General features: G+C 74.8%; 30 protein-coding genes. 19 read left to right on the forward strand and 11 right to left on the reverse strand.

Features of this window, described 5'->3' with window-relative positions:
* Nucleotides 1-28: 28 nt before the first annotated feature.
* Nucleotides 29-700, reverse strand: coding sequence for a DNA alkylation repair protein (locus N555_RS0123480; protein ID WP_029433932.1), 672 nt, complete (start codon nt 698-700; stop codon nt 29-31).
* 73 nt (nt 701-773) lie between these two features.
* Here N555_RS0123480 and N555_RS0123485 point away from each other — a divergent pair, with 73 nt between their 5' ends.
* Together N555_RS0123485 and N555_RS0123490 are read left to right on the forward strand one after the other, a co-directional pair.
* A complete protein-coding gene (locus N555_RS0123485; protein WP_029433933.1) occupies nt 774-1,154 on the forward strand; it encodes a hypothetical protein in 381 nt (126 codons plus the stop codon).
* 44 nt (nt 1,155-1,198) lie between these two features.
* Nucleotides 1,199-1,684 carry a DUF2505 domain-containing protein gene (locus N555_RS0123490; protein WP_029433934.1) on the forward strand — a complete coding sequence of 162 codons (486 nt, stop codon included), beginning with the start codon at nt 1,199-1,201 and terminating at the stop codon, nt 1,682-1,684.
* Nucleotides 1,685-1,749: 65 nt separating this feature from the next.
* On the opposite strand, the gene N555_RS27155 is transcribed toward N555_RS0123490, so the two are convergent.
* Entirely contained in the window at nt 1,750-2,391 is a 642-nt protein-coding gene (locus N555_RS27155; protein ID WP_029433935.1) for a hypothetical protein, read from the reverse strand.
* Nucleotides 2,392-2,575: 184 nt separating this feature from the next.
* Here N555_RS27155 and N555_RS26385 point away from each other — a divergent pair, with 184 nt between their 5' ends.
* The 4 genes from N555_RS26385 to N555_RS0123515 are packed head-to-tail and all read left to right on the forward strand — an operon-like array spanning nt 2,576 to nt 5,710.
* Nucleotides 2,576-3,814: a serine/threonine-protein kinase gene (locus tag N555_RS26385; RefSeq protein ID WP_034512300.1), complete on the forward strand. Its 1,239-nt coding sequence runs from the start codon at nt 2,576-2,578 to the stop codon at nt 3,812-3,814.
* A 49-nt stretch (nt 3,815-3,863) separates the two neighbouring features.
* The gene (locus N555_RS29020; RefSeq protein WP_255347377.1) at nt 3,864-3,998 is read left to right on the forward strand and encodes a hypothetical protein; all 135 of its coding nucleotides are present in this window, start codon (nt 3,864-3,866) and stop codon (nt 3,996-3,998) included.
* Nucleotides 3,985-4,491 carry a mycothiol transferase gene (locus N555_RS0123510; protein WP_029433937.1) on the forward strand — a complete coding sequence of 169 codons (507 nt, stop codon included), beginning with the start codon at nt 3,985-3,987 and terminating at the stop codon, nt 4,489-4,491. Before N555_RS29020 ends, N555_RS0123510 begins: the two co-directional genes overlap by 14 nt.
* Before the next feature lie 37 nt (nt 4,492-4,528).
* Nucleotides 4,529-5,710, forward strand: a complete 1,182-nt coding sequence (locus tag N555_RS0123515) for an acyl-CoA dehydrogenase family protein (protein ID WP_029433938.1) — start codon at nt 4,529-4,531, stop codon at nt 5,708-5,710.
* Between the two features lie 6 nt (nt 5,711-5,716).
* Here the strand turns inward: N555_RS0123515 and N555_RS0123520 are convergent, their stop codons facing one another.
* Nucleotides 5,717-5,920: a hypothetical protein gene (locus N555_RS0123520; protein WP_231503113.1), complete on the reverse strand. Its 204-nt coding sequence runs from the start codon at nt 5,918-5,920 to the stop codon at nt 5,717-5,719.
* 243 nt (nt 5,921-6,163) lie between these two features.
* Between N555_RS0123520 and N555_RS0123525 the strand changes: the two genes are divergently transcribed.
* From N555_RS0123525 to N555_RS0123545, 5 genes are read left to right on the forward strand one after another with little or no spacing between them, the layout of a single operon-like run.
* Nucleotides 6,164-6,460 carry a hypothetical protein gene (locus N555_RS0123525; RefSeq protein WP_231503114.1) on the forward strand — a complete coding sequence of 99 codons (297 nt, stop codon included), beginning with the start codon at nt 6,164-6,166 and terminating at the stop codon, nt 6,458-6,460.
* Nucleotides 6,461-6,473: 13 nt separating this feature from the next.
* Nucleotides 6,474-7,553, forward strand: a complete 1,080-nt coding sequence (locus N555_RS27600; protein ID WP_231503115.1) for a sigma-70 family RNA polymerase sigma factor — start codon at nt 6,474-6,476, stop codon at nt 7,551-7,553.
* Complete coding sequence (locus N555_RS0123535; protein WP_029433942.1) at nt 7,550-8,452, forward strand: STAS domain-containing protein; 903 nt, start codon at nt 7,550-7,552, stop codon at nt 8,450-8,452. Before N555_RS27600 ends, N555_RS0123535 begins: the two co-directional genes overlap by 4 nt.
* Nucleotides 8,449-8,847, forward strand: a complete 399-nt coding sequence (locus N555_RS0123540; RefSeq protein ID WP_051684407.1) for an STAS domain-containing protein — start codon at nt 8,449-8,451, stop codon at nt 8,845-8,847. The genes N555_RS0123535 and N555_RS0123540 overlap by 4 nt, the downstream gene beginning before the upstream one ends.
* Nucleotides 8,844-9,245 carry a phosphatase RsbU N-terminal domain-containing protein gene (locus N555_RS0123545; protein ID WP_029433944.1) on the forward strand — a complete coding sequence of 134 codons (402 nt, stop codon included), beginning with the start codon at nt 8,844-8,846 and terminating at the stop codon, nt 9,243-9,245. The genes N555_RS0123540 and N555_RS0123545 overlap by 4 nt, the downstream gene beginning before the upstream one ends.
* Before the next feature lie 60 nt (nt 9,246-9,305).
* Here N555_RS0123545 and N555_RS0123550 read toward each other — a convergent pair whose 3' ends face one another.
* Nucleotides 9,306-9,899 (reverse strand): hypothetical protein, encoded by a 594-nt coding sequence (locus N555_RS0123550; RefSeq protein WP_197029128.1) that lies wholly within the window; start codon nt 9,897-9,899, stop codon nt 9,306-9,308.
* A 290-nt stretch (nt 9,900-10,189) separates the two neighbouring features.
* Here N555_RS0123550 and N555_RS0123560 point away from each other — a divergent pair, with 290 nt between their 5' ends.
* Complete coding sequence (locus N555_RS0123560; RefSeq protein WP_231503116.1) at nt 10,190-10,972, forward strand: alpha/beta fold hydrolase; 783 nt, start codon at nt 10,190-10,192, stop codon at nt 10,970-10,972.
* On the opposite strand, the gene N555_RS0123565 is transcribed toward N555_RS0123560, so the two are convergent.
* Both N555_RS0123565 and N555_RS0123570 read right to left on the reverse strand, forming a co-directional pair.
* Nucleotides 10,969-11,589: a class I SAM-dependent methyltransferase gene (locus N555_RS0123565; protein WP_029433947.1), complete on the reverse strand. Its 621-nt coding sequence runs from the start codon at nt 11,587-11,589 to the stop codon at nt 10,969-10,971. The genes N555_RS0123560 and N555_RS0123565 overlap by 4 nt on opposite strands.
* Nucleotides 11,586-12,548, reverse strand: coding sequence for an NAD(P)/FAD-dependent oxidoreductase (locus N555_RS0123570; protein ID WP_029433948.1), 963 nt, complete (start codon nt 12,546-12,548; stop codon nt 11,586-11,588). The genes N555_RS0123565 and N555_RS0123570 overlap by 4 nt, the downstream gene beginning before the upstream one ends.
* 67 nt (nt 12,549-12,615) lie before the next feature.
* On the opposite strand from N555_RS0123570, the gene N555_RS0123575 reads away from it, so the two are divergent.
* Nucleotides 12,616-13,206 carry a helix-turn-helix domain-containing protein gene (locus N555_RS0123575; protein ID WP_029433949.1) on the forward strand — a complete coding sequence of 197 codons (591 nt, stop codon included), beginning with the start codon at nt 12,616-12,618 and terminating at the stop codon, nt 13,204-13,206.
* Entirely contained in the window at nt 13,203-13,772 is a 570-nt protein-coding gene (locus N555_RS0123580) for a hypothetical protein (protein ID WP_029433950.1), read from the forward strand. Before N555_RS0123575 ends, N555_RS0123580 begins: the two co-directional genes overlap by 4 nt.
* Before the next feature lie 36 nt (nt 13,773-13,808).
* Here N555_RS0123580 and N555_RS0123585 read toward each other — a convergent pair whose 3' ends face one another.
* Nucleotides 13,809-14,504, reverse strand: coding sequence for an SDR family oxidoreductase (locus N555_RS0123585; RefSeq protein ID WP_029433951.1), 696 nt, complete (start codon nt 14,502-14,504; stop codon nt 13,809-13,811).
* Between the two features lie 108 nt (nt 14,505-14,612).
* Here N555_RS0123585 and N555_RS0123590 point away from each other — a divergent pair, with 108 nt between their 5' ends.
* Nucleotides 14,613-15,218 (forward strand): NUDIX hydrolase, encoded by a 606-nt coding sequence (locus N555_RS0123590; RefSeq protein WP_029433952.1) that lies wholly within the window; start codon nt 14,613-14,615, stop codon nt 15,216-15,218.
* 91 nt (nt 15,219-15,309) lie between these two features.
* On the opposite strand, the gene N555_RS0123595 is transcribed toward N555_RS0123590, so the two are convergent.
* Nucleotides 15,310-16,455, reverse strand: coding sequence for a thiolase family protein (locus N555_RS0123595; RefSeq protein WP_029433953.1), 1,146 nt, complete (start codon nt 16,453-16,455; stop codon nt 15,310-15,312).
* A gap of 80 nt (nt 16,456-16,535) precedes the next feature.
* Here N555_RS0123595 and N555_RS29195 point away from each other — a divergent pair, with 80 nt between their 5' ends.
* Nucleotides 16,536-17,549, forward strand: coding sequence for a DUF2889 domain-containing protein (locus N555_RS29195; RefSeq protein ID WP_034512163.1), 1,014 nt, complete (start codon nt 16,536-16,538; stop codon nt 17,547-17,549).
* Between the two features lie 19 nt (nt 17,550-17,568).
* On the opposite strand, the gene N555_RS28885 is transcribed toward N555_RS29195, so the two are convergent.
* Nucleotides 17,569-18,744, reverse strand: a complete 1,176-nt coding sequence (locus N555_RS28885; RefSeq protein ID WP_034512166.1) for a helix-turn-helix domain-containing protein — start codon at nt 18,742-18,744, stop codon at nt 17,569-17,571.
* A 261-nt stretch (nt 18,745-19,005) separates the two neighbouring features.
* Here N555_RS28885 and N555_RS0123610 point away from each other — a divergent pair, with 261 nt between their 5' ends.
* Together N555_RS0123610 and N555_RS0123615 are read left to right on the forward strand one after the other, a co-directional pair.
* On the forward strand, nt 19,006-19,731 hold the full coding sequence (locus tag N555_RS0123610; protein WP_051684408.1) for a TetR/AcrR family transcriptional regulator: 726 nt from the start codon (nt 19,006-19,008) through the stop codon (nt 19,729-19,731).
* Nucleotides 19,732-19,785: 54 nt separating this feature from the next.
* Nucleotides 19,786-20,616, forward strand: a complete 831-nt coding sequence (locus tag N555_RS0123615; RefSeq protein ID WP_029433956.1) for an acyl-CoA thioesterase — start codon at nt 19,786-19,788, stop codon at nt 20,614-20,616.
* A gap of 40 nt (nt 20,617-20,656) precedes the next feature.
* On the opposite strand, the gene N555_RS0123620 is transcribed toward N555_RS0123615, so the two are convergent.
* Nucleotides 20,657-21,826 (reverse strand): thiolase family protein, encoded by a 1,170-nt coding sequence (locus N555_RS0123620; protein WP_029433957.1) that lies wholly within the window; start codon nt 21,824-21,826, stop codon nt 20,657-20,659.
* Nucleotides 21,827-21,994: 168 nt separating this feature from the next.
* On the opposite strand from N555_RS0123620, the gene N555_RS0123625 reads away from it, so the two are divergent.
* Nucleotides 21,995-23,098, forward strand: a complete 1,104-nt coding sequence (locus tag N555_RS0123625) for an enoyl-CoA hydratase/isomerase family protein (RefSeq protein ID WP_051684409.1) — start codon at nt 21,995-21,997, stop codon at nt 23,096-23,098.
* Nucleotides 23,099-23,162: 64 nt separating this feature from the next.
* Here the strand turns inward: N555_RS0123625 and mftD are convergent, their stop codons facing one another.
* Nucleotides 23,163-24,410, reverse strand: coding sequence for a pre-mycofactocin synthase MftD (gene mftD, locus N555_RS0123630; protein WP_081866442.1), 1,248 nt, complete (start codon nt 24,408-24,410; stop codon nt 23,163-23,165).
* Between the last annotated feature and the right edge of the window lie 39 nt (nt 24,411-24,449).

Consider the following 24,449-nt stretch of genomic DNA (forward strand, 5'->3'; position numbering starts at 1 on the left):
AGTACCGACCGATCGGGCGCCTCCGGGCTCACGAGGCCTCTTGGCGGCGCACCATCTCGGTGACCCAGATCGGCACGTAGGGCGAGGTGCAGCCCGGGGACGTCGGGTAGTCCTCGAGCACCCGCAGGCGCTCCCCGATCGCCAGCACCCGGGCGCGGTGCTCCGCGTGCTGGATGCCGATCGTGCCGAGACACTCGTTCATCGCCCACTGCAGCTGGTCCGGGGCGTCTCTCATCCGGGCCTCGATGACGTCGAGCAGTCCGTCGAGGTCGAGGCCCTCGGGTCGCTTCCCCACCCGCTCGGTGGTCAGCGCCCAGCCGGCACTGGCCACGACCGGGTCCGGGTCGGCGAACCAGGACTTCCGCAGTTCCTCGGCGTGCGGGCTCTTCTTCACCACGTAGTTCACGAGCCAGTCCTGGACCTTCGGCACCCTGGCCTCGCGCAGCATCGCGTCGAGCTGGTCCCGGTCGAACGCCTTGGGCCGGCAGATCAGCAGAGCCAGCAGCCGGGCCGCGGTGTCGCCGGTCGCCCAGAGTCCGACCGCGAGGTCCTGCTGGGTCCGCAGCCGCTTGGCGACGGCCCGCAGGTCACCGAGCTTCACCCCGTGGTCGTCGCCGTGCCGCTCGTTCACCTCGCGGACCCGCGGGTCCTCGAGCCCGGCCAGCTCCGCCGTCACCTCGGCCACCGTCGTGCCCGCCATGTGCACCCCTCCCGTCGTCCGCGTCGGCAGCGTAGGGGCGGGGGGTGTCGGTACCGGCGGCGATGATGCGGGCATGAGCGCCTTCTTCCTCCCCCGCGCCGCCGACGACGAGCAGGCGGAGCGGCTCTACGAGGCGCTGGCCGAGTTCGCCGGGTGCGAGCCGGCCCCGCGCGGGCAGCGGGTGCGGTCGATCGCCTTCCAGCAGGACGGCGCCCGGTGGACGGCGGCGGTCGGCGAGCAGCTCTCCGGGGTGCGGACGACGCAGCTGCTCCGCCGGGGCGAGCTGATCGAACGCACCGAGACCCTGACCTCGCCCACCCGTGTGCTGGCCGTCTACCCCGGCACGCCGTTCGTCGTGGTCACCGACGCCCAGCCGATCACCGGCGCCTCCTCGGAGTGGGCCAACCCGTTCACCGCGAGCCCCGACGAGGTCGTCCTCTTCACCGCCGGTTGATCGCCACGACCGGCGGACGGCGCGGTCCGACCTGACGATGGGGCGTGCCCATCGACGTCACGACCGTCCACCCCGCAGATCCCGCCACCGTGCACGCCGTCCTCACCGACGAGGCGTTCCTGAGGGAGACGACCGCCGCGCTCGGCGCGCAACTGCAGGCGGTGTCCAGCGACGGGACGACGACCCGGGTGGAGATGCTCGCCCCCACGGCCGGGATCCCCGCGGTCTTCGCGCGGTTCGTCGCCCGGGAGGTGGCCGTGACCGACGTCCGCCGGTGGCATCCCGACGGGGACGGGTGGCGCTGCGACGTCGAGGTCCGCACGGAGGTCTTCGGCCGCACCGTCGAGGTGCTCGGCGAGCGGCGGCTGGCCGGCGACGGCCACGGTGGCACCCGCTCGACGCTCACCGCCGAGGCACGCGTGGACGCACCGCTGGTCGGCCGTCAGGCCGAGGGCGCGGTGCGCCAGCTGATCGAGGTGGTCCTGCGCCGCGAGGCCGACCAGCTCGACACCCGGCTGGCCGGGGGCTGACCGAGCGCCGGGACAGCGACGGGCCCGGCCGGCGACGTGCGCCGACCGGGTCCGGAGCAGGAGGACTAGTCGACGTACTCGGTGCAGTACACCGTGCCCTCGGCGTCGGAGTCCCCGGTCTCGCCGTACCAGAGCTGGAACTCGGTCCCGGGGACACCGGTGCAGGTGCTGTCGTCGGAGTAGAACTCCGACGACGTCAGCTTCTCGTCGTGCTCGCCGATGATGCGCAGCACCGCCGACGAGTCGTCGCACTCGACGATCTCCGGGTCACCGGAGTCGCTGTCCAGGCAGTCGCCCACCTCGGGCGTGTTGTTGCCGAAGAAGGCGAACAGCGCGAGCGCCGCGGCCACCAGCACCACACCGCCGATCACCGGGATGAGCCACTTCGGCGGACCGGACTTCTTCTGCGGGAACGGCTGCCCGGCGCCGAACTGCGGCGGGTAGGGCGCGCCGCCCTGGGGCGGGTAGGGGGCACCGCCCTGCGGCGGGTACGGCGCGCCGCCCTGGGGCGGGTACGGCGCCCCGCCCGGCTGCGGTTGGTACGGCGCCCCGCCCGGCTGCGGCTGGTACTGGCCCGGGGTCGCGCCACCCGGCGGCGGAGGCGGCGGCGAGTAGCCACCCGGCGGGCCGGCCGGCGGCTGGCCCCACCCGGGGCCTCCGGCACCCGGCTGCTGGTCGGGGCCGTTCGAGCCCGGCGGCGTGGTCATGCGGTACCTCCTGGTCGGTGTGCGGCGCGCCGCTGCGTGCGGCGGCGCGTCCGGAGCCCGGCCGCGGAGGGCCGGGCACGTCCGGAGCAGCATCCCAGCAACCCGGGGCGACGTCGGCGAGGGCGTCCGCGCGCGCGTCGCGACGGCGCGCCGCACCGGCGGGACGGGCGTAGCGTCCCTGATCATGTCGGCCGACGCAGAGCGCGCGGGCCGCCTGCTCGGTGGCCGCTACGACCTGACCAGCGTGATCGCCCGCGGTGGCATGGGCGTCGTCTGGGAGGCGACCGACCGCGTGCTGGATCGGCCGGTCGCGGTCAAGGAGGTCACCTACCCCGTCCACGTGACCGAGCACGAGCGCGAGGTGCTGCGTGAGCGCACCCTCCGCGAGGGCCGCAACGCCGCCAGCCTCGACCACCCGCACGTGACGACGGTCTTCGACGTGGTCGAGGAGGACGGCCGGCCCTGGCTGGTCATGGAGCACATCCCCTCGCGCAGCCTGCAGCAGCTGGTCGAGGAGACCGGCCCGCTGCCGTGGCAGGCGGTCGCGCGGATCGGCCTCGACGTCCTCGACGGGCTGGTCGCCGCCCACCGGGCCGGGATCGTGCACCGCGACGTCAAGCCCGGCAACGTCCTCGTCGACACCGCGGGGCGGGGGTACCTCACCGACTTCGGCATCGCGACGGCCACCGGCGACTCCTCGCTGACCACCACCGGGACGATGATCGGCTCGCCGTCCTACATGTCGCCCGAGCGCGCCCACGGGGAACAGCCGGGACCGCCGTCGGACCTGTGGTCGCTCGGCGCGACGCTCTACACCGCGCTGGAGGGCCGTCCCGCGTTCGCCAAGGACGAGCCCATGGCGACGCTGATGGCCGTGGTGTCCGAGCACCCGCCGCCCATGCTGCACGCGGGCCCGCTGGAGCCCCTGGTCCGGGGACTCCTCACGAAGGACCCGGCGCTGCGGACGACGCCCGGCCAGGCGCGGACCGAGCTCCAGTCGGCGCTCTCGGGCGCCCCGGCGGCGCAGGCCTGGCCTCCGCCGCAGAGCTCGGCCCCGCCGCCCACCCGGTCGGCCGACGCCGCGGCCGCCGCGGGTGGCGACCAGGTGGAGCGGATCAGCGCCGAGGACCTCAAGGCGCTGGCACTGGGCTCGGCCGCGCTCATCGGGTCGGTGGCCCGCGACGCCGCCGACCAGGCCCGGCACCTCGCCGACAAGCGCCGCGCCCGGCGCGCGGACCGCGCGGACCGCGCCGCGCCACCGCCACCCCGGCGGCCCGCCGCCACCCCGGCCCGGCCGGCCCGACGGCGGTTCCGGTTCCGGCGGCGCTGGGTGGTGGTCCCGGTCGTCGTCCTGCTCCTGGCGCTCTCGATCGTGGTGATCGGCGTCGTCGCGCTGCTCGGGTCGGCGTTCGGCTGGTTCTGACCGGCCGGTGCCCGCGCGCTCCGAGGACGGCTGCGGCAGGCTCGCTCACGTGACCACACCCGAGCCCGAGACGCCACAGCCGCGCGACATCGCCCTCGAACAGCCCACCCCCGACCAGCTGGAGTCACTCGAGGCGGCCAGCGAGCCCGACGACGCCGAGGGGCAGGCCCGTGCAGAGCCGTGACGTCCTGCGCTACGCCTTCTCCCAGGTGGAGGAGACCCTGCGCGGCAGCCTCGACGGGCTGACCGCCGAGCAGCTGGACACCCGGGTCGGCCCCGACGCCAACCCGATCGGCTGGCTCGCCTGGCACCTGCTCCGCGTGCAGGACGACCACGTGGCCGACGTCGCCGGCAGCGACCAGGTCTGGACGGCGCAGGGGTTCGCGCGGCGCTTCGACCTCCCGGTCGAGGCCTCCGCGATCGGCTACGGCATGTCCAGCGAGGAGGTCGCCGCCGTCCGCATCGAGGACCCGGCGCTCCTCGTCGAGTACTCGACCGCCGTCCACGCCCGGACGGCGGAGTTCCTGGCCGGCCTCGGCGACGGCGACCTCGACCGTGTCGTCGACACCCGCTGGGATCCGCCGGTCACCCTCGGCGTCCGGCTGGTCAGCGTCCTCGGCGACGACCTGCAGCACCTCGGTCAGATCGGCTACGTCCGCGGCCTGCTCGGCTCCTGACCTGCGGGCCGGGCGGTTCGGCCCTAGCGTCCACGGCGTGGCCAGCCCTGACTTCTACGCCCTGGACGAGCTGCTCGAGCCGGCGGAGATCGAGATCCGCGACCGGGTGCGGGCCTTCGGCGAGCGCGAGGTCACCCCGATCGTCAACGACTACTGGGAGCGCGCCGAGTTCCCCCGCGTCCTGGTGCCGAAGCTGGCCGGGCTGGGCATCGCGGGCGGGACCATCGAGGGCTACGGCTGCCCGGGGATGAGCGCGGTCTCGGCCGGCCTGGTCGCCGCGGAGCTGGCCCGCGCCGACGGCAGCGTCGGGACCTTCAACGGCGTGCACAGCTTCCTGGCCATGCAGTCGATCGCGATGCTGGGCTCGGAGGAGCAGCGCCAGCGGTGGCTGCCGGCCATGGCCCGGATGGAGCTGATCGGTGCCTTCGGGCTGACCGAGCCCCGGCACGGCTCCGACGCCGTCGGCCTGGAGACCTCCGCCCGCCGCGACGGCGACGTGTTCGTGCTCGACGGGCAGAAGAAGTGGATCGGCAACGGGTCGATCGCCGACCTCGTGCTGATCTGGGCGCGCGACGAGGACGGGAACGTCGGCGGGTACGTCGTCGAGCAGGGCACGCCGGGCTTCGAGGCGACCGTCATGACCGGGAAGACGGCGCTCCGGGCGGTCTGGCAGGCCGAGATCACGCTGACCGGCGTCCGGGTGCCGGCGGAGAACAGGCTCGCGGAGTGCTCGTCCTTCAAGGACGTCTCGAAGGTCCTGGACCGCACCCGCTACACGGTCGCCTGGCGGGCGCTGGGCCTGGCCACCGCGTCCTACGAGCTCGCCCTGGCGCACGCCCTGCAGCGGGAGCAGTTCGGCCAGCCGATCGCCGGCTACCAGCTCGTGCAGGACAAGCTGGCCCGGATGCTCGCCGAGATCACCTCGATGCAGCTGATGTGCTGGCGGCTGTCGAGGTTGGCCGACGCCGACCGGATGACCCCGGCGATGGCCTCGCTGGCCAAGATGAACCACGCGGCCAAGGCGCGGGCGATCGTGGCCGACGCCCGCGACATCCTCGGCGGCGACGGGATCCTGCTGGAGCACCACATCGCCCGGCACCACGCGGACATGGAGGCCGTCTTCACCTTCGAGGGCACCGACTCCGTGCAGGCCCTCATCGTCGGCCGGGAGATCACCGGCCTGTCGGCCATCAGCGGCCGGCGCGACGACCGGCGCTGACCCGACTCAGACCGCGCGGAGCAACCGCCCCGGCGCCGAGGGCATCGCCGGCGCGGGAGCGGCCGAGCTGAGCCGGACGCACTCGGGGCAGGCCGTGCGGCCGACGCCCATCCGCTCCCACCGCTGCGAACCCCAGATCTGCACGATCGCCCCGCAGAGGGCCAGGTCGACGACGCCGTCGAGATCCCGGGCGGGCCGGTCGACCGTCACGGCGTGCCAGGGCGTCTGGTCCGACGTCCCGTGCCAGGTCCATCGATCCGGACGTGAGAACCCGACGGCGTAGGACTGCACGCCCGCAATGTGCCCCGGCTCACGTCCCGGCAAACACGTCGCACCAACCGAATTGTGGGCGACCGTTGTGGGCGTGCGCGGTGAGGGCTCGGCGCCCCGCCGGACCCCGAACCGGCGTTACCGTCAGGGGACGACGACGGAGGGAGCGGTCCGGTGGAGCCGGTGAGCCTGCTGATCGGGGCCGCCCTGCTGGCGGTGGGGTACGGCGCGGGCCTGCTCACCCGCCGCCGGCCGGTGCCCCCGCCGCCCCCGCCGGCGCCACTGTGCGGCTGCGGCCACACCCTCAGCCAGCACGACACCGAGACCAACACCTGCTACGCCGAGCTGCGCCGCGACGCCTACGACCGGCGCGGCCGCTGGTCCGGGCACACCTGGGTGCCCTGCAGCTGCCGCCAGTACGTCGGACCGCGCCCCATCGACGAGGTGTTCCTCCCCCGCCTGCTGCCCCCGGCCGAGTGACCGCGTCCGCCCCGTGAGCGCCGCCGAGTCCGTCGGGATGCGGGAGGACCGACGCCCGCACGACGACGTGGCAGCGCTCATCCCCATGCTGCGGCGGATCATCGAGGCGCGGGTCGACGACGCCGCCACGGCCGACGACCTCGTCCAGGAGACCCTCGTCCGCGTCCTGGCCGCGGCAGCCCGTGTGGAGCCGGGGATGCTCGAGCCCTACGCGATCGTCACGGCCCGCAACGTCGTCGCGTCCATGTGGCGTGATCAGGACCGGCACCGGCGCAACCAGCACCGCGTCGTGGACCTGGACCTGCCCGACCCGCCCGATCAGGACCTCCTCGCGAACGAGGAGCGCACCGCCGTCGCCGAGGCCCTGTCCCGGCTCACCGACCGCGAGCGCGCCACCCTGCTCGCGCACGAGGTCTCCGGGCAGGACACCCGCTCGCTGGCCGCGGAGCAGGGGTCGACCGCCGGGGCCGTGGCGGCGCAGCTCAACCGCACGCGCGCGCGGCTCCGGGTCGAGTACCTGCTCGTCCAGGCGAACGTCGAACCGCCGACCGAGCGCTGCCGCCCGGTGCTGCTCGCGCTGTCCGGCGGGGACCGCCGCCGGCAGCGGGAGGTCGACGCCGGCCGGCACCTGCTGGAGTGCGACGTCTGCGCCCGGCTGAGCCAGCCGCTCATGGAGCGTGCGCAGCCCCGGGACGACGAGGTGCGCATCCCCATCTCCACCGACGCCGACATCGTGGCCGCCCGCCAGGCCGCCCGGGAGCTGGCGGCACGACTCGGCTTCGCCCGCACCGAGCTCACCCTCATCGCGACCGCCGTCTCCGAGGTGACCCGCAACATCGTGCGGTTCGCCGGGACCGGGGAGGTGGTCGTGGAGCTCGTGGACCGGCCCCGCCGCGGGGTGCAGGTCACCGCCCGGGACACCGGACCGGGGATCCCCGACGTCGAGCGGGCCCTGACCGACGGCTACAGCACCTACAGCGGCCTGGGGCTGGGCCTGCCCGGCGCCCGGCGGTTGATGGACGAGTTCGCGGTCGTGTCCGAGATGGGGCGCGGGACCACGGTGACGATGACGAAATGGTGTGGTGAGCGATGACCGAGCGCACGGACGAGCTCCAGCCCGCGGGCTCCGCCCCGTCGGCCAGCACCGCCGAGGACCAGCTCCTCCCCCAGCTCGTCGCGCACCTGCGCGAGCACCGCACGAGGCTCCGCCAGGAGTGGGCGGGCCGCATCCAGGACTCCGGGTTGCTGCACGCGATGACGCCGCAGGAGATGGTCGCCGAGACGACGTCGGTCTACGACAACTACGTCGAGGTGCTGGAGACGGGCAGCGTGGAGGCGCTGCAGCGCTACGCGCGCGACCTCTCCGAGCGGATCATCCCCCGCGGCGTCGAGACGCACGAGGTCGTCGGCATCGTGCTGCTGCTCCGCGACGTCCTGGCCCGCTCCCTGTTCGAGAAGTACCAGCGCGACTTCGGCCTGCTCAACCGGGTGCTCGACGCCTACGAGCCCGCGGCCAACCGGATCGCCAACACGGTCGCGGTGTCGTTCGTCGACGAGCGGGAGCGCGTCATCCGGCAGCAGCAGGACTCGATCCGCGAGCTGTCCACACCGGTCCTGCCGGTCCGCGAGCGGCTGCTGATCCTGCCGATGATCGGCGTCCTCGACAGCGAGCGGGCGCGCCAGCTCACCGAGCAGCTGCTCACCGGGATCCGGACGCACCGCGCCAAGGTCGTCGTCATCGACATCACCGGCGTCCCCGCCGTCGACGAGTCCGTGGCCAACCACCTCGTGCGCACCGTCGACGCGTCGCGGTTGATGGGCGCGAGCGTGATCATCACCGGGCTGTCGCCCGACATCGCACAGACGCTGGTCACGATCGGCGTCGACCTGAGCAAGATGGACACCATCGGCGACCTGCAGGGTGGCCTCGAGGAAGCCGAGCGTCTGCTCGGCTACTCGGTCAGCCGGGTGGACGGGGCAGGGGCGATGTGACCGGACCCAAGCTCGTCTCGATCCTGCGACAGGGCTCCTGGCTGATCGCGTCGATCCACACCGCGCTCGACGACACGCAGATGGTGCTGTTCCAGCAGGACCTCATCGAGCAGATCGGGCGCTACCGGTCGCGCGGGGTGGTGATCGACGTGGCGGCGCTGGACGTCCTGGACTCCTTCGGCGCCCGCACGCTCCGCACGATGGCGGAGATGGCGCGACTGCGCGGGGCGGAGACAGTGATCGTCGGCATCCAGCCCGACGTCGCGTTCGCCATGGTCTCCCTCGGCATGGACACCGGCAGCGTGCCCACGGCCCTGGATCTCGAGGAGGGCCTCGCGTATCTGGCGCGGCCGGGCGGCCGCGGACCGGGGCACCGCGGATCGGCAGCCGGATGAACAACCTGGAGGCCCTCACCCGCGACTACCGGGTGGCCTTCCTGGGCTACCTGCCGCGCCGCGGCGAGGCCGCTCTCAGCCGGGGATACGAACTGGGCCGAGCCGCCGTGACCTCCGGGGTGAGCATCCTCGAGCTCGCCCGGGTGCATCACGAGGTGCTGCTCGAGGCCCTGCACGAGACCCCTCCGGAGGAACTGTCCGACGTGGCGACCGCCGCGTCGGAGTTCTTCCTGGAGGTGCTCGCCACGTTCGACATGGCGCAGCGAGCGTTCCTGGACGCCAGGGGGACGACGGCTCCGCCCGTGCCGGACCCCCGACCGGAGAGCGGGGTCACGGCTCTCCGGCCGGGGGCCGGTCACGGGCGCGGGCAGCCCGGTCGGCTGCGCGGCCCGGGTTAGGACGCCGACGGTGCTCCCGGCCAGGTGGGCCGGGAGCACCGTGGGGTCACACGTCGCAGGTCAGCCGAGGATGCCCAGGAGCCGGTTGAGCAGCCCGGCCAGCCCGCCCGCGGGCGAGACCGGGCCGTCGAGCAGGCCGGCGACGGCGCACAGCAGGTTGCCCAGCAGGTTGCCCGCACCCGGCACCGCGGTGATGTTCAGGACCACCTGGTTCAGGTCGATCACCAGCCCGAGCAGGTCCAGGTGCAGCGGACCGAGCACCAGGTTGAGGACGTCGCAGCTGGCGGTGGCCGCGGTCGCCGCGAGGTCGACCGGCAGGGCGACCGCCTGGGTGGTGCCGTCGGCCAGCGCCAGGGTCCCCACCGCCGTCAGCACGCCGCCCGGGGAGGTGAAGCGGTCGATCGTCAGGGTCAAGGGGGCCGCTACGCCGTTCACCGTTCCGGTGATCGTCTGGGTCGCCGAACCCGCCGCCGGCGGCGCGCTCGGCGGCGCGGCCGCGGCGGAGCCCGCAGCGGCGATGCCCAGCACGCCCACGATCGCCAGGCTCACGAGGAGCGCGACGAACCTGCTGCCGGTCCTCCTCGCCGATCGCGCGGACGGCTGCCCGGCCTCGTAGGTAAGGGCCTCGTTCGTCTCGACCTCTGTGGTGTTCATGTGCACGTCCTCACGTCGTCGGGGCCGTCCAGGCACCCCTGGTGGCCAGCGAGCCTCTTCGCCGGGCTCTCCATGAAGACGCCGGGGCGACGACGCGATGACGCGCGCCGGATCCGGCCGGGCCCGGGTCCGGCGGGGGCCCGCGCTGTGACCTGCACCGCAGCCGGCCGGCCGGCGTCGTTCCCGTCGCATCGCGGGAAGACCGGCCGGGACCCCGCGTCATGCACCGCGTCCGGGGACGTCCGCGCGGGTAGTCCCACCGACGTCGTCCCCTCGGACTGGAGAACCCCGTGGCCGTTCGTCCTGCTCAGAGCTCCGCGACGCGCCGCCGGGTGCTGCTGGCCGCGACCGAGCCGATCCGCGCGCTGGTCAGTGCCGGCACCCTCGCCGCGACGTTTCCGCTGCTCGGTCTCGCGCCCCGCGGTGACCGGCACCCGGTCCTGGTGCTGCCCGGCCTCCTGGCCACCGACATGTCCACCACGGCGCTGCGCGGCTGGCTCCGTGCGCTCGGCCACCCGGTGGTCGGCTGGGAGCTCGGCCGCAACCGCGGCCCCACCCGCGAGGTGGTGGACGCGCTCCCCGGCCTGGTCCAGCGGCTGGCCGACCGGCACGGCACCCCGGTGAGCATCGTCGGGCAGAGCCTCGGCGGCATCTACGCCCGGCGGCTCGCCGCACGCACCCCGGACCGGGTGCGCCAGGTGATCTCGCTGGGCTCCCCGTTCGCCTCCGTCGTCCGGGAGTCCGACGGCTCGCCCGGGGCCCGCGTGTACCGGCGACTCGGCCCGCGGCACACCTCGCGACGGCTCTCGACGGCCGACCCTGCCCGTCCGCTGCGCGTGCCCAGCACGTCGGTCTACTCCCGGTGGGACGGCGTCGTCGACTGGCGGGCCTGCCTGCAGCGGACCGGCCCGCGGAGCGAGAACGTCGGCGTGCACGCCAGCCACCTCGGGATGGGTCACGACCCGGCGGTGCTGTGGGTGGTCGCCGACCGGCTGGCCCAGCCGGCCGGCGACTGGCAGCCGTTCCGACCGCCGCCCGGTCTCGCCCGGCTCTTTCCCGGAGAGCCCGACTAGGACCGGCGGCGGGCCCGCAGGACGACGTCGGCCATGTGCAGGTGCTCGCCCTCGTGCGAGCGCCCCATGCGGGGACGCGCCTCGGCGGCCAGCACCTCGAACTCCCCGGCCGGCAGCGCCGCGACGAGCTGCTCGCCGGTGGCGAAGAGGTCCGGGTCCTGCCCGTGCCGCACGGTGTGCAGGTCGCTCGGGTCGTGCTGGGCCACCAGCAGGGTCCCGCCCGGCGCGACCCCGGAGGCCAGTCGGGCGATCACCCCGTCCCGGATGCCGCCCGGCACGTGCAGGAAGGCCGACGTCACCAGGTCGAAGGCATGCGGAGGCGGCGTCCAGGTGACGACGTCGGCGTACTCCCACGTCGCCCGCTCCGCCAGCCCGCGCTCCGCCGCCGCCGCGGCAGCCCGGGCCAACGCCGTGCGGGAGACGTCCGCGCCGGTGACCTGCCAGCCCTGCTCGGCCAGCCAGATCGCGTCGCCGCCGGTGCCGCAGCCGACGTCGAGCGCACTGCCCGGCGTCAGGTCGGCGGTCTCGGCCACGAGGACGTCGTTGGGGCGGCCGCTCCAGTGCGCCTCCCCCGAGGCGTAGCGGTCCTCCCACCACTGCTCGTCGTAGACGGTCACGCCGCACCCACCGCGGTCCGGGCGGCGACGGCCGCGCGGGTCTCCTCCAGCACGAGGTCCATGTTGATCTGCCCGGCCGCGGCGAGGCCCTGCGCCGCGGCGACGACCACCTGGGCGCGCACGTCGCCGGCGTTCCCGGCCACCCACACACCCGGCACGGAGGTCGCGCCGTCGGCGCTGGCCGGCAGCACGCTGCCGAACACCGTGCCGTTCATCGCGAACTCGACCGGCTCGAGCCCCAGGTCGGCGAGCAGCTCCCCGGGCGCCCGCACCTGGCTCCCGGCGACCAGCGCCCGCCGCGGGACGACGGCGCCGCCCGCCAGCCGGACGCCGGTCAGCCGGCCGTCCGCCGTCTCCAGGCCGACGACCTCGCCGCGGACGACCTCGATGCCGCGGGCCGCCAGCTGCTCCTCCTGCTCCGCCGTCGGCTCGGGGCCGGTGTGCACGAAGAGGGTCACGTCGGCCGTCCACTGCCGCCACAGCAGCGCGGCGTGGGTGCCCATGGGGTTGGTCGACAGGATGCCCACGGGCTGGTCCTGCACCTCCCAGCCGTGGCAGTACGGGCAGTGCAGGACGTCGGTGCCCCACAGCTGCGCCAGGCCCGGGACGTCGGGCAGCTCGTCCCGCGCGCCGGTGGCCACGAGCAGCCGGCGGGCGGAGACCGTCGTCCCGTCGGCCAGGGAGAGCGCGAAGCCGCCGTCCTCTCGCCGGGCCCCCGTCACCCACCCGTCGCGGACCTCAGCGCCGTAGCCGCGGACCTCGGCGCGGGCGAGGGCCATCAGCTCCCCCGGCGGCGTGCCGTCCCGGGTCAGGAAGTTGTGCACCCCCGCCGCGGGTGCGTTGCGCGGTGTCCCGCCGTCCACCACCAGCACACTGCGCCGTGCGCGGGCCAGGGCCAGCGCGCCGGACAGGCCCGCCGCTCCCCCACCGATGACCAGGACGTCCACTCGTTCGCTCATGCCGCCGAGGGTGCGCTCGACGTCGCCGTCTTGACAAACATCGTTGCTGGAACGGCAAACTGGTCGCATGACCGACGACGACGTCCTGGCGGCCGTGGGCCCCCGGCTGCGGGAGCTGCGGACCAAGCGCGACGTCACGCTCACCCAGCTGTCGGAGACCACGGGCATCTCGGTGAGCACGCTCTCCCGGCTGGAGTCCGGTCAGCGCCGGCCCACCCTGGAGCTGCTGCTCCCCCTGGCCCGCGCGCACTCCGTGCCGATCGACGAGCTGATCGGCGCGCCGTCGACCCCCGATCCGCGGGTCGTCGCCCGGCCCTTCGAGAAGGGCGGCCACACCTTCTGGCCGCTGACCCGCCGGCCGGGCGGCGTGCAGGCCTACAAGCAGGTCATCCCGCCGCGCACGCCGTCCGGCGAGCCGGAGCAGAAGACCCACGAGGGCCACGAGTGGATGTACGTGCTCTCCGGCCGGGTCCGCCTGCTGCTCGGCGAGCACGACCTCGAGCTGCGCGCCGGCGAGGTGGCCGAGTTCGACACCCGGACCCCGCACTGGGTCGGCAACCCCGGCGACGTCCCGGCCGAGATCCTCAACCTCTACGGGCCACAGGGCGAGCGGATGCACGTGCGGGCCCGCCCGGCCGCGGGTACGGGACGCGGATGAGCGGGAAGTCGGCGGAGGACTACGCGGCGGACTACACGGACCCGGAGCTGAGGGAGCGGCTGAAGGAGGAGATCAAGGCCGGCGACCGTGGCGGCCGGCCGGGACAGTGGAGCGCCCGCAAGAGCCAGTTGCTGACGTCCGAGTACGAGGCCGCCGGTGGCGGCTACCGGCACGAGGGCGAGCGCACGGAGTCGCAGCGGCACCTCCAGCAGTGGACGGCGCAGGAGTGGCACACCGCCGACGGCGGCACGGACGCCCGCGACGGCGACACCACCCACCGCTACCTGCCCGACGCCGCCTGGCAGCTGCTGAGCGAGCGGGAGCGGGCCGCCACGGAGCGGGCCAAGCAGCACGCCGACGGCCAGCACGTCCCGAACCCCGACGCCGCCCGCGAGGCGCGGGCCGCCGCGGAGCTGCTCGACCTGAACGCGCCCGAGGCCCGCGACCGGGTCGCGGCCATGGACGCCGGCACCCTGGACCGGGCGGAGCGCGCCGAGCGCGAGCTCGGACGAGGCCGGAAGACCGTGCTCGAGGCGATCGAGCGCCGCCGCGCCGGCCTCGGCTGAGCGGTCAGGTGCCCGGCGCCGTCCGGACCGCCGTGGTCACGACAGCGCCGGGTACAGCGCCGGGACCCCGCCGGCGAGGCCCGCCTGCACCTGCCGACTCACCTCGTCGGCCACGATCTCGGGGCTGCCCACGGCCAGGGCGTCGACGGCGACGCGGGCGACCTCGGCCGGATCGGACTTCGGCGCCGCGACGCCGGCGGTCATGTCGGTGTCCATGTAGCCGACGTGCAGCGCCGAGACCCGCACGCCGCGGGGCGCCAGGGACGCGCGGAGGCTGTTGGTCATCGACCAGGCCGCCGACTTGGCCGCGCAGTAGGCGCCGGTGCCGGGGAAGCTGATCCAGGAGAGCACCGAGAGCACGTTGAGCACCGATCCCCCGGCGGCCTCCAGCTGCGGCAGGAACGCGCGGGTCACGGCCAGCGCCCCGAGGTAGTGGACGCCGAGCTCGGCCTCGATGTCGGCCCAGTCGCCGGTGAGCAGATCGGTGCCGGTGTCGATGCCCGCGTTGTTCACCAGCAGGTCCACCCCGCGGGTGGCCGCGGCGGCGGCCGCCACCGAGACGGGGTCGGTGACGTCCAGGGCGATCGGGATCGCGCCGGGCAGGTCGATCGACCGCGGGTCGCGGGCGGCGGCGTACACGGTCGCGCCGCGGGCGAGCAGCTCGGCGGCCAGCGCGCGGCCGAAGCCGCGGTTGGCGCCGGTGACGAGGGCGGTGCAGGTGGCGGGGTCCACGACGGCTCCATCAGTTTGATTCTCGAACTCGTGGCCGGGACGCTACACGAGTCGGTACGAGAACCGAACCGATGCGGCTGACGTAGGTTCCGGACGGAGGTGCACCGCATGAGCACGACCCTCGACCGGGACGCCGCAGCCGCCCGCGTCTCGGCCTTCCCCCGCATCGGGGTGGAGCGGCCCGACCTCAAGCACGCCGCCGTCGCGGTCTGCGTGGTGGAGGACGACGGCGTCCCCGCCCTGCTCATCACCCGCCGCGCGGCCCGCATGCGCAACCACGCCGGCCAGTGGGCGCTGCCCGGCGGCCGGCTGGACCCCGGCGAGACCCCGGTCGAGGGGGCGCTGCGGGAGCTCGAGGAGGAGGTCGGGCTGACGCTGCCGCCGTCGTCGGTGCTCGGGCTGCTCGACGACTACGTGACCCGGTCGGGCTACGTGATGACCCCGGTCGTCTGCTGGGCCGGCGCGGTCGGGAGCCTGGTCCCGCAGGAGACCGAGGTCGCCCGCATCCACCGGATCCCGGTGGCCGACCTCGACGTCGAGCCGCGGCTGATCCGGATCCCGGAGTCCGACCAGCCGGTCATCCAGCTGCCGCTGCTGGGTGGGTTCGTGCACGCGCCGACCGCCGCGGTGGTCTACCAGTTCTGCCAGGTCGCCTGCCGGGGCCTGGACACCCGGGTGGCCCACCTCGAGGCGCCGGTCTTCGCCTGGCGCTGACGTCCCGGGCGCGCACGGCATAGGAAGCGATACCCACGTCTCGGAGCCCAGGACGTGGGTATCGCTTCCTATGCCTCGGTGGCGGAGAGGACTAGAGCAGTTCGAAGATCGTGGCGTTGGCCTGGCCGCCGCCCTCGCACATCGTCTGCAGCCCGTAGCGGATGCCGTTGTCGCGCATGTGGTGCAGCAGCGTCGTGGCGATGCGGGCACCGGAGCCGCCCAGGGGGTGACCCAGCGCGATCGCGCCACCGTTGGGGTTCAGCGCCTTGGCGTCACCCCCGATGTCGGCCAGCCACGCCAGCGGCACCGGCGCGAAGGCCTCGTTCACCTCGAACGCGCCGATCTCGTCCAGCGACAGGCCGGACCGCTGCAGCGCCTTCTCCGTCGCCGGGATGGGCGCGGTCAGCATCATGATGGGGTCCGACCCGGCGAGGACGGCGGTGTGCACGCGGGCGATCGGGGTCAGCCCGAGCTCCTGCGCCTTCTCCGCGGTCGTCATGAGCAGCGCCGCCGACCCGTCGGAGATCTGCGAGGAGTTGCCGGCGGTGATCACGCCACCCTCGGGCTTGAACACCGTCTTCAGGCCGGCGAGCACCTCGGTCGTCGTCCCGGGGCGGATGCCCTCGTCCTCGCTGACCACGGTGCCGTCGGGCAGGGTCACGGGGGCGATCTGGGCGGCGAACCGGCCGTCGGCACGCGCCGCGGCCGCCTTCTCGTGGGAGGCCACGGAGAACTCGTCGCACTGCTCGCGGGTGAAGCCCCACCTCTCCGCGATCATCTCCGCGCCCACACCCTGGTTCGGGAACGCGCCGTAGCGCGCCATGAACGCCTCGCCGAAGGGGTTCTGGTCCATGAGCGAGGTGCCCATCGGCACCCGGCTCATCGACTCCACGCCACCGGCGACCACGACGTCGTACTGGCCGGCGACCAGCCCGGCCGCGGCGAAGTGGATCGACTGCTGCGAGGAGCCGCACTGCCGGTCGATCGTCACGCCGGTCACCGTCTCCGGCCAGCCCGCGGCGAGCGCGGCGGTGCGCGCGATGTCGAACGTCTGCTCACCGACCTGGCCGACGCAGCCCCAGATCACGTCCTCGACGACCGCGGGGTCCACGCCGGCGCGCTCGACCAGCGAGCGCAGCACATGCGCCGACAGGTCCGCCGGGTGCACTCCCGACAACCCGCCCTTGCGCCTGCCGACCGGCGTACGGACGGCCTCCACGATCACTGCGTCACGCATGGTGCTCTCCTCTTCGAGATGTCGTACGCGTCACTGTACGGTCGGCCGCGACCCTGCCCGGCGGCCCTGCGGAGGCACCGATGAGCCTCACCCTCGACCCGCCGCATGGACTGCACGACCCCGCTCCCGGCACGCCGCCGCGGGCACCGGGATCGGTCCGACGGACGGCGACCACCGAGATGGTGCGTCCGGAGGGCCCCGCCGGTCCGCTGCACCTGGCAGGCGCGGCGCGTGACCTCGTCACCGCGCCCGACGGGACGGCGCGCGTGCTGCGCCGGGCCACGACCAGCAGCGTCGTCGTGGCCGGCCGGGTGAGCGCGCTCCGGAGCGACCCGGAGGTGCCCGCGACGGCCGACCTCCTCGACGTCCGCGCCGCGTCCGGTTACCGCACCGCCCTCGACGCCGCCCTGCCCGGCGAGCGCGCTGCGCGCTCCCCGCTGTTCCTGCTGCTGGACGACGTCCCGGTGACCTCGCTCATCTCCGGCTACGCGATGCTCATGGAGGGCACCTCCCCCGCCGGCGGCGGAGACGCCCGGGCATCGGCGGCGCTGGGCGCCTCGTCGAACATCTGCTCGGGCTGGCGGGAAGAGGGCACGATGATGGTCCACATCCGCAGCACCGGGGCGATCCCGCCGATGCGCGGAGCCGTGGCCCCCGACCTGCGGGCCGACGACCCCGAGGGCTGGCACGCGTTCGGCCCGCTGGCTCCCGGCCACATGCGCCGGCACCGCCGCCTGGACGTCGTCGTGGACCCCGACGACCCGGGCGTCGTGGTCGTCGACGGCATGTTCCGCGACTCGTACACGGTGCTGTCGGGCACCGAGACGGTGCTGCACGAGTACGACCTGTCCGCCCGCGTCGACCGCCGCAGCGGCACGCTGGTCTCGGTCGAGGCCCGGCCGCGCGTGCTGCCGTGGCAGGAGTGCCCGGCGGCCGCGGCCAGCGCCACCCGGCTGGCCGGCACCCCGGTCGGTGACCTCCGCGCCCGGGTGCGGGCCGAGTTCGGCGGGACGAGCACCTGCACGCACCTCAACGACGCCCTCCGCGGTCTGGAGGACGTCGCCGCGCTGGCCGGGGACCTGCCCGCCGGCTGACCCCCTGGGGCCGGACGGATCAGGCGGCCGGGGTGAACCCGCGCGCGAGCCGGGCCAGCCGGTCGGCGGGCAGCTGGTGGAGCAGCTCCAGCCGCTGGCAGGCCGCCCGGCCGGGCACCGCGATGCCCCGCTCCCACGAGCGCACCCGGCGTCCGGTCGTCCCCAGCCGCCGGCCGAGCTCCGCCGCGGACAGCCCGGACGTCGCCCGGAGCGCCTCCAGCACGGCCGGCAGGTCGTCCGGCGCCCAGGCGCGGCGCGTCAGGATGGCCGGCACCGGGACGGCGCCGGCCCGCAGCACCTCGGCCAGCGGACGCCGGTAGCAGCGGGCCAGCGACCGCGCCGCGGCCAGCCCCGGCCGGCGGCGGCCGTGCTCGTAGCGGCGCAGCGTGCGGACGCTGATGCCGACGTGGTGCGCCGCCTCCTGCTGGCTCATGCCGGCCGCCGCCCGCAGCCGGGCCAGCGCCGGGATGCTGTCGGCGCGGGCGACCGGGGTCGCCCCCCGCTCCAGCAGCTCGGCCGAGGTCAGGCCGAGCGCCTCGGCGACCCGCTCCACCCGGTCCTCGGGCACACGGGTGCGGCCGTTCTCCCAGCGATGGGCGGTCGTCGAGCCGATGCCGACGACGACCGCGAACTCCCGCTGGGTCCACCCGGCGGCCCGGCGGAGTGCACCGAGCCCGGGCAGGGCCGCGCCGTCCCAGCGACCGGCCGGGGTGTCCTCGAGCAGCCCGTCCAACTGGTCGGGCGCCACCCGGAGCACCCGCGCGAGGGCCGGCCGGTGTTCGGGGCTCGGCCGGCGGCAGCCGTTCTCCCAGCGGGAGACGCTGGCCGGCGTCACGCCGACCCGGTTGGCCACCTGCGTCATGGTCAGCCCGGCCGCCAGGCGGGCCCGGCACAGCGGCGAGGCGTGCCGCCCGCCGGAGGTGCGCTCGGTGCGCACCCGGTCCTCCCCGGCCACGGCGCGGGCCGTGAGGTCGTCCCAGCCGAACAGCCGGGCGAGGGCCGCCAGCTGCAGCGGCTGCGGCCGCCGGCCGAGCTCCCAGTTCCGGACCGTCGTGCGGGCGACCCCCAGCCGGCGCGCGAGGTCTCCGTGGGTCAGGCCGTGCACGGCCCGCCAGTCCCGGACGTGCGCGGCCAGGGTCGGCGCGTCGGCCGAGGGGACGACGGGCGGAGACGGGACCCAGGGGGCGGCGGTCACGGTGTCCCGGCCCCCACGCCGGGCTCGGGGCGATCGGCGGAGCGGCTCATCGCGGACCTCGCTTCCGGGAGGGGGACGACGTCCCCGGCGGACGGCAGGAGCCGTCTGCACATGCTTACCGTAGACGTTTCGACAACTATCATACGGGTGCCCCGGAGGGAAGATCTGCCGCTCAGGCGGGGGTCCCGGGCCAGGCGTCGCGGGCCGCGGGGGATCCGAGCCGGACTAGTCTGGTCAGCGCTCCTCGGAAGGAGGCCCGGCGTGTCGTCCACCCCTGCTCCGCAGACCCCGCGCAAGCGTCGCGCGCGCGGGTCGATCAGTGCTGCGGAGATCCTCGCGGGCGCCTACGACCTCGCGTCCGAGGAATCGCTCGAGGCGCTGAGCATGCCGCGCCTCGCGCAACGGCTCGACGTCGGCGTGACCAGCATCTACTGGTACTTCCGGAGCAAGGACGAGCTCCTGGACACCCTCGCCGAGCGCGCCATGGCGGAGTTCGACCGGCGCATCGACATCCCCGAGGACCTGCCGTGGGACGAGTACCTGCGCCGGTACTTCCGGTCGCAGCGGCGGATGTTCCGCGAGCACGAGCTGCTCTGCGACCTGATCGTCCTGCGCAGCTCGGGCACCCCGGAGGCCAACCGGCTCTCGGCCGAGCGGATCGACCGGGTGCTGCAGCTGCTGGTCACGGCCGGGTTCCCGCCCGACGTGGCGATGAACGCCTACGCCGCCCTCTCGGTCTTCACGCGGGGCTCGGCGGCCCTGGCCCGGATCGCCGACGACGGCGCAGCCGAGCCCGAGCTCCCCGCCGGTCCGTTCGAGGAGACCCCCCGGCTGCGGGTGCTCGGCCAGCTGGACCGACCGCAGCTACTGGCGATGACCGGCGACGAGGAGTTCGAGTTCGGCCTCGAGAACACCCTGCGCGGGCTGCGGGCCCACCTGCAGGAGCTGCAGGCCGGCCAGCCCCGCCCCCGGGTCGCCGCCCGCTGATCCCGCGGCGCCCCGCCCGGGGCGCCCCTGGCGGGCGCCTGGTAGGTGTGTCGGGTGACCGACATCCTCGACGTGCTGACCGTGGAGCGGCTCGACGCCGACCTCTACCGCGGGCATCCGGTGCCCACCCGCATGGCCCGGACCTTCGGCGGCCAGGTGGCCGGCCAGTCGATGATGGCCGCCGTGGCCACCGTGGACCCGGCCCAGCAGGTGCACTCGCTGCACGGCTACTTCATCCGCCCCGGGCGGCCGGCCGAGCCGATCCTGCTGCTGGTCGACCGGGTGCGCACGGGGCGCGGCTTCAGCACCCGCCGGGTCAGCGCCGTCCAGGACGGCGAGACGATCTTCACGATGTCGGCGTCCTTCCACGCCGGCGACGACGGTCCCGAGCACCAGGAGCTCGCGCCTCCCGTGCCGCGGCCGGAGGAGGTCCCGCAGGGCGATCCGCTGGACGGGCACTTCGCTGCGGAGTGGCCGAACTGGGACGCCGTGTGGGTGCCCGAGCCGGAGGGCGAGCGGATCGAGGGGCGGCCCCGGCAGCTGCTCTGGGTGCGCTACCGGCACCGGCTGCCCGACGACCCCGCGGTCCACGTCGGCGCCCTGACCTACCTCAGCGACATGCACCTGCTCGGGACGTCGATGCAGCTGCACGGCCGGGCGATGGACCTGCAGTTCGCATCGCTGGACCACGCGCTGTGGTTCCACCGCCCGTTCCGCGCCGACGAGTGGCTGCTGTACGACCAGATCTCGCCGTCGGCCGCGCACGGCCGCAGTTACAACCGCGGGCAGATCACCGACCTGAGGGGCCGGCTGGTCGCCAGCGTCGTCCAGGAGGGGCTCATGCGCACCCCACGGACGGGACAGCCCCCGGCGCCTCCCGCCTGAGCGGGGGCACCGGGGGCTGCCGCGGAGCCGTGCGTCGGGGTCAGACCTCGATGAGCACCGCGCCGGACATGCCGCCGCCGGCGCACATGGTGGCGATGCCGTAGCCGCCACCGAGGCGGCGCAGGTCGTTCACCAGCGTGGTCAGCATCCGGGCGCCCGACGCGGAGATCGGGTGGCCGAGGCTGCAGCCGCTGCCGTGGATGTTGACCTTCTCCTCGTCGATGCCGAGCAGCTTGCAGGCCGCGACCGGCACCGAGGCGAAGGCCTCGTTGATCTCCCAGATCGCGATGTCGGAGACCGACAGCCCCGCGCGCTCGAGCACCTTCGGGATGCCGTCGAGCGGCGCCATGCCGGTCCGGCGCGGGTTGGTGCCCGTCGCCGCCCAGGCCTTCACCGTGCCGAGGACCGGGAGACCCTCGCTGCGGGCCAGCTCGTCGCTGGCGATCGTGAGCGCGGCGGCGGCGTCGTTGACGCCGCTGGCGTTGCCGGCGGTGATCGAGAAGCCCTCGATCTCCGGGTGCAGCACCTTCAGCGCGGCCAGCTTCTCCATCGTCGTGCCGCGGCGCGGGTGCTCGTCGACGGAGAAGTCGACGTAGCTGCCGTCCTTCTGCAGGGCCTTGATCGGCACGATCTCCTCGACGAGGAGGCCCGCGTCGATGGCCGCGACGGCACGCTGGTGAGAGCGCAGCGCCCAGGCGTCCATGTCCTCACGGGTGAGGCCGGCCTCCTGCGCGGTGTTCCAGCCGACCGTGATCGACATGTCCTTGCTGGGGGCGTCCGGCGCGTCCTTGTGGATCGGCGGGAACCAGTCCACGACGTCCTCCGTGCCGGGCGCACGGCGGGAGAAGCGCGGCGACAGCGACGACGCCTGGACACCGCCGGCCACGATCGCGCGGTCCATGCCGGAGCGGATGGAGCCGGCCGCGATGGCGACGGAGGTCAGGCTGCCGGCGCAGTGCCGGTTGATCGCCAGGCCGGGCACGTGGTCCAGGCCCGCCTCGATGGCGACGTAGCGGGCCACCGCGCCACCGCCGTACAGCGACTCGGCCAGGATGACGTCGTCGACCAACTGGGGGTCGATGCCGGCGCGCTCCAGGTTGGCGGTGAGGACGACCTGCGCCATCTCCTCCGCCGTGGTGTCGGCGAGGGTGCCCTTGCGGGCCGTCCCGATCGCGGTTCGGGCGGCACTGACGATGACGGCCTCGGGCATGGGGAACCTCGATGTGCTCAGGGAACAGGTCGGTTGGGGACCGGAGACGTCCCGGAGCCCATCTCGCAATGTAGAACGGCTTACGGTACGCAACAAGGAGGGAGCTCCGACGGCCTCTCCCGGCGCTCGAGCACCACCCCCCGTCACCGTCGACCCGAGGGAGCCGAGATGCAGGCCAGCGACCCCGTCGGGCTGCCCGCCGGAGCTCCGACGCTGCGGGCCGCCGACCTCGCCGCGATGCCCCCGCCTCCCCTGCTGCTCGACGGCACGGGCCGGCCGGTCGACCCCCTGCTGGTGGTGGACGCGCGGGAGTTCGCCGCGCTGCCGCCGGCAGATCGCCGCCGGGCGATCACGGCACTGCGCGGCAGCCGGCGCTGCACCGTGGCGGTCGCACCCGGTCCGGAGCGGGTGCCCGGCGAGCTGGCCCAGGCCGTCGACCTCGGGCTCACCGCCACACCCGAGGCGGCCGACGCCCGCACGGTCGCCGTCCCCGACCTCGAGGCGGCGCTCGCCTCGCTCACCGAGCGGTTCACGGCCACCCCGCTGGCGGCCCTGAGCTACGTCTGGCTGCTCCGGCAGAGCGCCGGGCTGCCGGTGCCGGCCGCGCTGACCGCGGAGTCGGCCGCGTACTCCACGCTGCTGGCCGGGCCGGAGTTCGCCGCCTGGCTCGCCGCGCGCGGCCCGGCGCGGGAGCCCGACGACCGCACGCACCGGGTGGTGTCGCACCGGGTGGGCGACGTCCTGCACCTGCGGCTGGACCGGCCGGCCCGCCGCAACGCCGTCGACGCCGCCATGCGCGACGCCCTGCTGGCCGCGCTCGCGCCGGCGGAGTGGGACCCGAACCTGCTGGTGGAGATCACCGGCGCGGGGCCGGCGTTCTCCGCCGGCGGGGACCTCGACGAGTTCGGCTCGGCGCCGGACCCCGCGCGGGCCCACGTGGTCCGGCTGGGTGCCAGCGTCGCCGAGTCGGTGCACCGGGTGCGCGACCGCGTGACGGTGCGCGTGCACGGCACCTGCCTGGGCGCGGGGTTCGAGCTGCCGTGCTTCGCCGGCCGGGTGCTGGCCGCGCCCGACACCCTCCTGGGGCTGCCGGAGCTCGCGATGGGGCTGATCCCCGGCGCCGGCGGGACGGTGAGCATCGTGCGCCGCGCCGGCCGGTGGCGGGCGGCGTGGCTGGGGCTGACCGGCACGCGGGTGGACGCCGCCACGGCGCGCGCCTGGGGCCTGGTCGACGAGGTGCTCGACCCCGCGCCGGTGCCCGCCGGCTCCTGAGGGACGACGACGGCGGGACCCCGGAGACCCGGGATCCCGCCGCCACGTTCCTGCGCGTCGGACCTCAGCGCGGGGAGGCCTTCTCCCTCTGCCGGGCCCGGCCGGACGGCGTGCCGGCGGAGGCCCCGCCCGGGGTCTCCTCGCCGAGGTGCCGCTCGAACCCGTCGGGGATCACCAGGTCGTCGCGGGAGAGCTCGGTGATCGAGGGGTGACCCAGGCCGATCAGCGCCGACCCCAGGCCGTCGCGGAGCAGGTCCAGCACGTTCTCCACGCCGGCCTGCCCGTTGGCCGCGAGACCCCACAGGTAGGCGCGGCCGATCATGACCGCCCGCGCGCCCAGGGCGAGGGCCTTGGCGACGTCGGAGCCGCGCCGGATGCCGCCGTCGAGCAGCACCTCGATCTGGTCACCGACGGCGTCGGCGACGGCCGGCAGGGCCCGGATCGAGGCCGGGGTCCCGTCGAGGTTGTTGCCGCCGTGGTTGGACACCGAGATGGCCGTGGCACCGGCGTCGATGGCGCGCTTGGCGTCGTCGACCCGCATGACGCCCTTGAGCATGAACGGCGCCTCGGGCCACAGGCTGCGCAGCCAGGCGACGTCGTCCCAGGTCGGCATGGGCGACTGCATCCACTGGCCGTAGGCCTCGAAGAACGTCGGCGCCTTGTCCCCGGGGTGGGCGACCATGTTCGGGACGGTGAGGTCCGGGATGGCGCCGGTCTTGGCGAAGTCCCACAGCCAGGCGGGCTTGAGCGCGACCTGCGGGGCGTAGCGGCGCATCGCCTCGAAGTTGATCCGCTCGGGGATGAACGGGCTGCCCCAGTCGCGGCCGTAGGAGAACGACCAGTCGAGGGTGGCGATCAGGCCCGCCGCGCCGGCCCGCTTGGCCCGCTCGACCTTGGCCTCCATGACGTCGCGGTCACCGACCCAGTAGAGCTGGAAGAAGGTCTTAGGGTTGGCCTCGATGACCTCCTCCATCGGCTTGCTGGCCATGGAGGACAGCCCCATGGCCGTGCCCCGTGCCGCGGCCGCGCGGGCCACGGCGACCTCGCCGTCGGGGTTCACCGCCTGCACACCGGTCGGGCTGATGATCACCGGCAGCGAGATCTCCTGCCCCATCACCGTGGTGGCCATCTGCTTGCTGTTGGCCAGCCCGGCGGTGTGCGGGGCGAAGCCGAGCTCGTCGAACGCCGTCAGGTTGTCCGCGGAGGTCAGGCCCTTCTCCGACCCGGCGACCAGCGCGCCGTAGACGCCCTTGGGCAGCCGGCGCTTCGCCCGCCGCTGGGCTTCCGCCACCGTCTCGAACCACTTGCCCACTGCGCACCCCTCGTCGGTCGGTCCGACCTCTCCCGGTCG

Source organism: Blastococcus sp. URHD0036, assembly GCF_000701365.1.
Classification (GTDB): domain Bacteria; phylum Actinomycetota; class Actinomycetes; order Mycobacteriales; family Geodermatophilaceae; genus Trujillonella.

Coding starts and splice junctions, on each gene's coding strand:
- N555_RS0123480 (WP_029433932.1), bottom strand. CDS start 700: ATGGCGGGCACGACGGTGGCCGAGGTGACGGCGGAGCTGGCCGGGCTC.
- N555_RS0123485 (WP_029433933.1), top strand. CDS start 774: ATGAGCGCCTTCTTCCTCCCCCGCGCCGCCGACGACGAGCAGGCGGAG.
- N555_RS27155 (WP_029433935.1), bottom strand. CDS start 2,391: ATGACCACGCCGCCGGGCTCGAACGGCCCCGACCAGCAGCCGGGTGCC.
- N555_RS26385 (WP_034512300.1), top strand. CDS start 2,576: ATGTCGGCCGACGCAGAGCGCGCGGGCCGCCTGCTCGGTGGCCGCTAC.
- N555_RS0123535 (WP_029433942.1), top strand. CDS start 7,550: ATGACCGAGCGCACGGACGAGCTCCAGCCCGCGGGCTCCGCCCCGTCG.
- N555_RS0123545 (WP_029433944.1), top strand. CDS start 8,844: ATGAACAACCTGGAGGCCCTCACCCGCGACTACCGGGTGGCCTTCCTG.
- N555_RS0123550 (WP_197029128.1), bottom strand. CDS start 9,899: ATGAACACCACAGAGGTCGAGACGAACGAGGCCCTTACCTACGAGGCC.
- N555_RS0123570 (WP_029433948.1), bottom strand. CDS start 12,548: ATGAGCGAACGAGTGGACGTCCTGGTCATCGGTGGGGGAGCGGCGGGC.
- N555_RS0123575 (WP_029433949.1), top strand. CDS start 12,616: ATGACCGACGACGACGTCCTGGCGGCCGTGGGCCCCCGGCTGCGGGAG.
- N555_RS0123580 (WP_029433950.1), top strand. CDS start 13,203: ATGAGCGGGAAGTCGGCGGAGGACTACGCGGCGGACTACACGGACCCG.
- N555_RS0123590 (WP_029433952.1), top strand. CDS start 14,613: ATGAGCACGACCCTCGACCGGGACGCCGCAGCCGCCCGCGTCTCGGCC.
- N555_RS0123595 (WP_029433953.1), bottom strand. CDS start 16,455: ATGCGTGACGCAGTGATCGTGGAGGCCGTCCGTACGCCGGTCGGCAGG.
- N555_RS29195 (WP_034512163.1), top strand. CDS start 16,536: ATGAGCCTCACCCTCGACCCGCCGCATGGACTGCACGACCCCGCTCCC.
- N555_RS0123620 (WP_029433957.1), bottom strand. CDS start 21,826: ATGCCCGAGGCCGTCATCGTCAGTGCCGCCCGAACCGCGATCGGGACG.
- N555_RS0123625 (WP_051684409.1), top strand. CDS start 21,995: ATGCAGGCCAGCGACCCCGTCGGGCTGCCCGCCGGAGCTCCGACGCTG.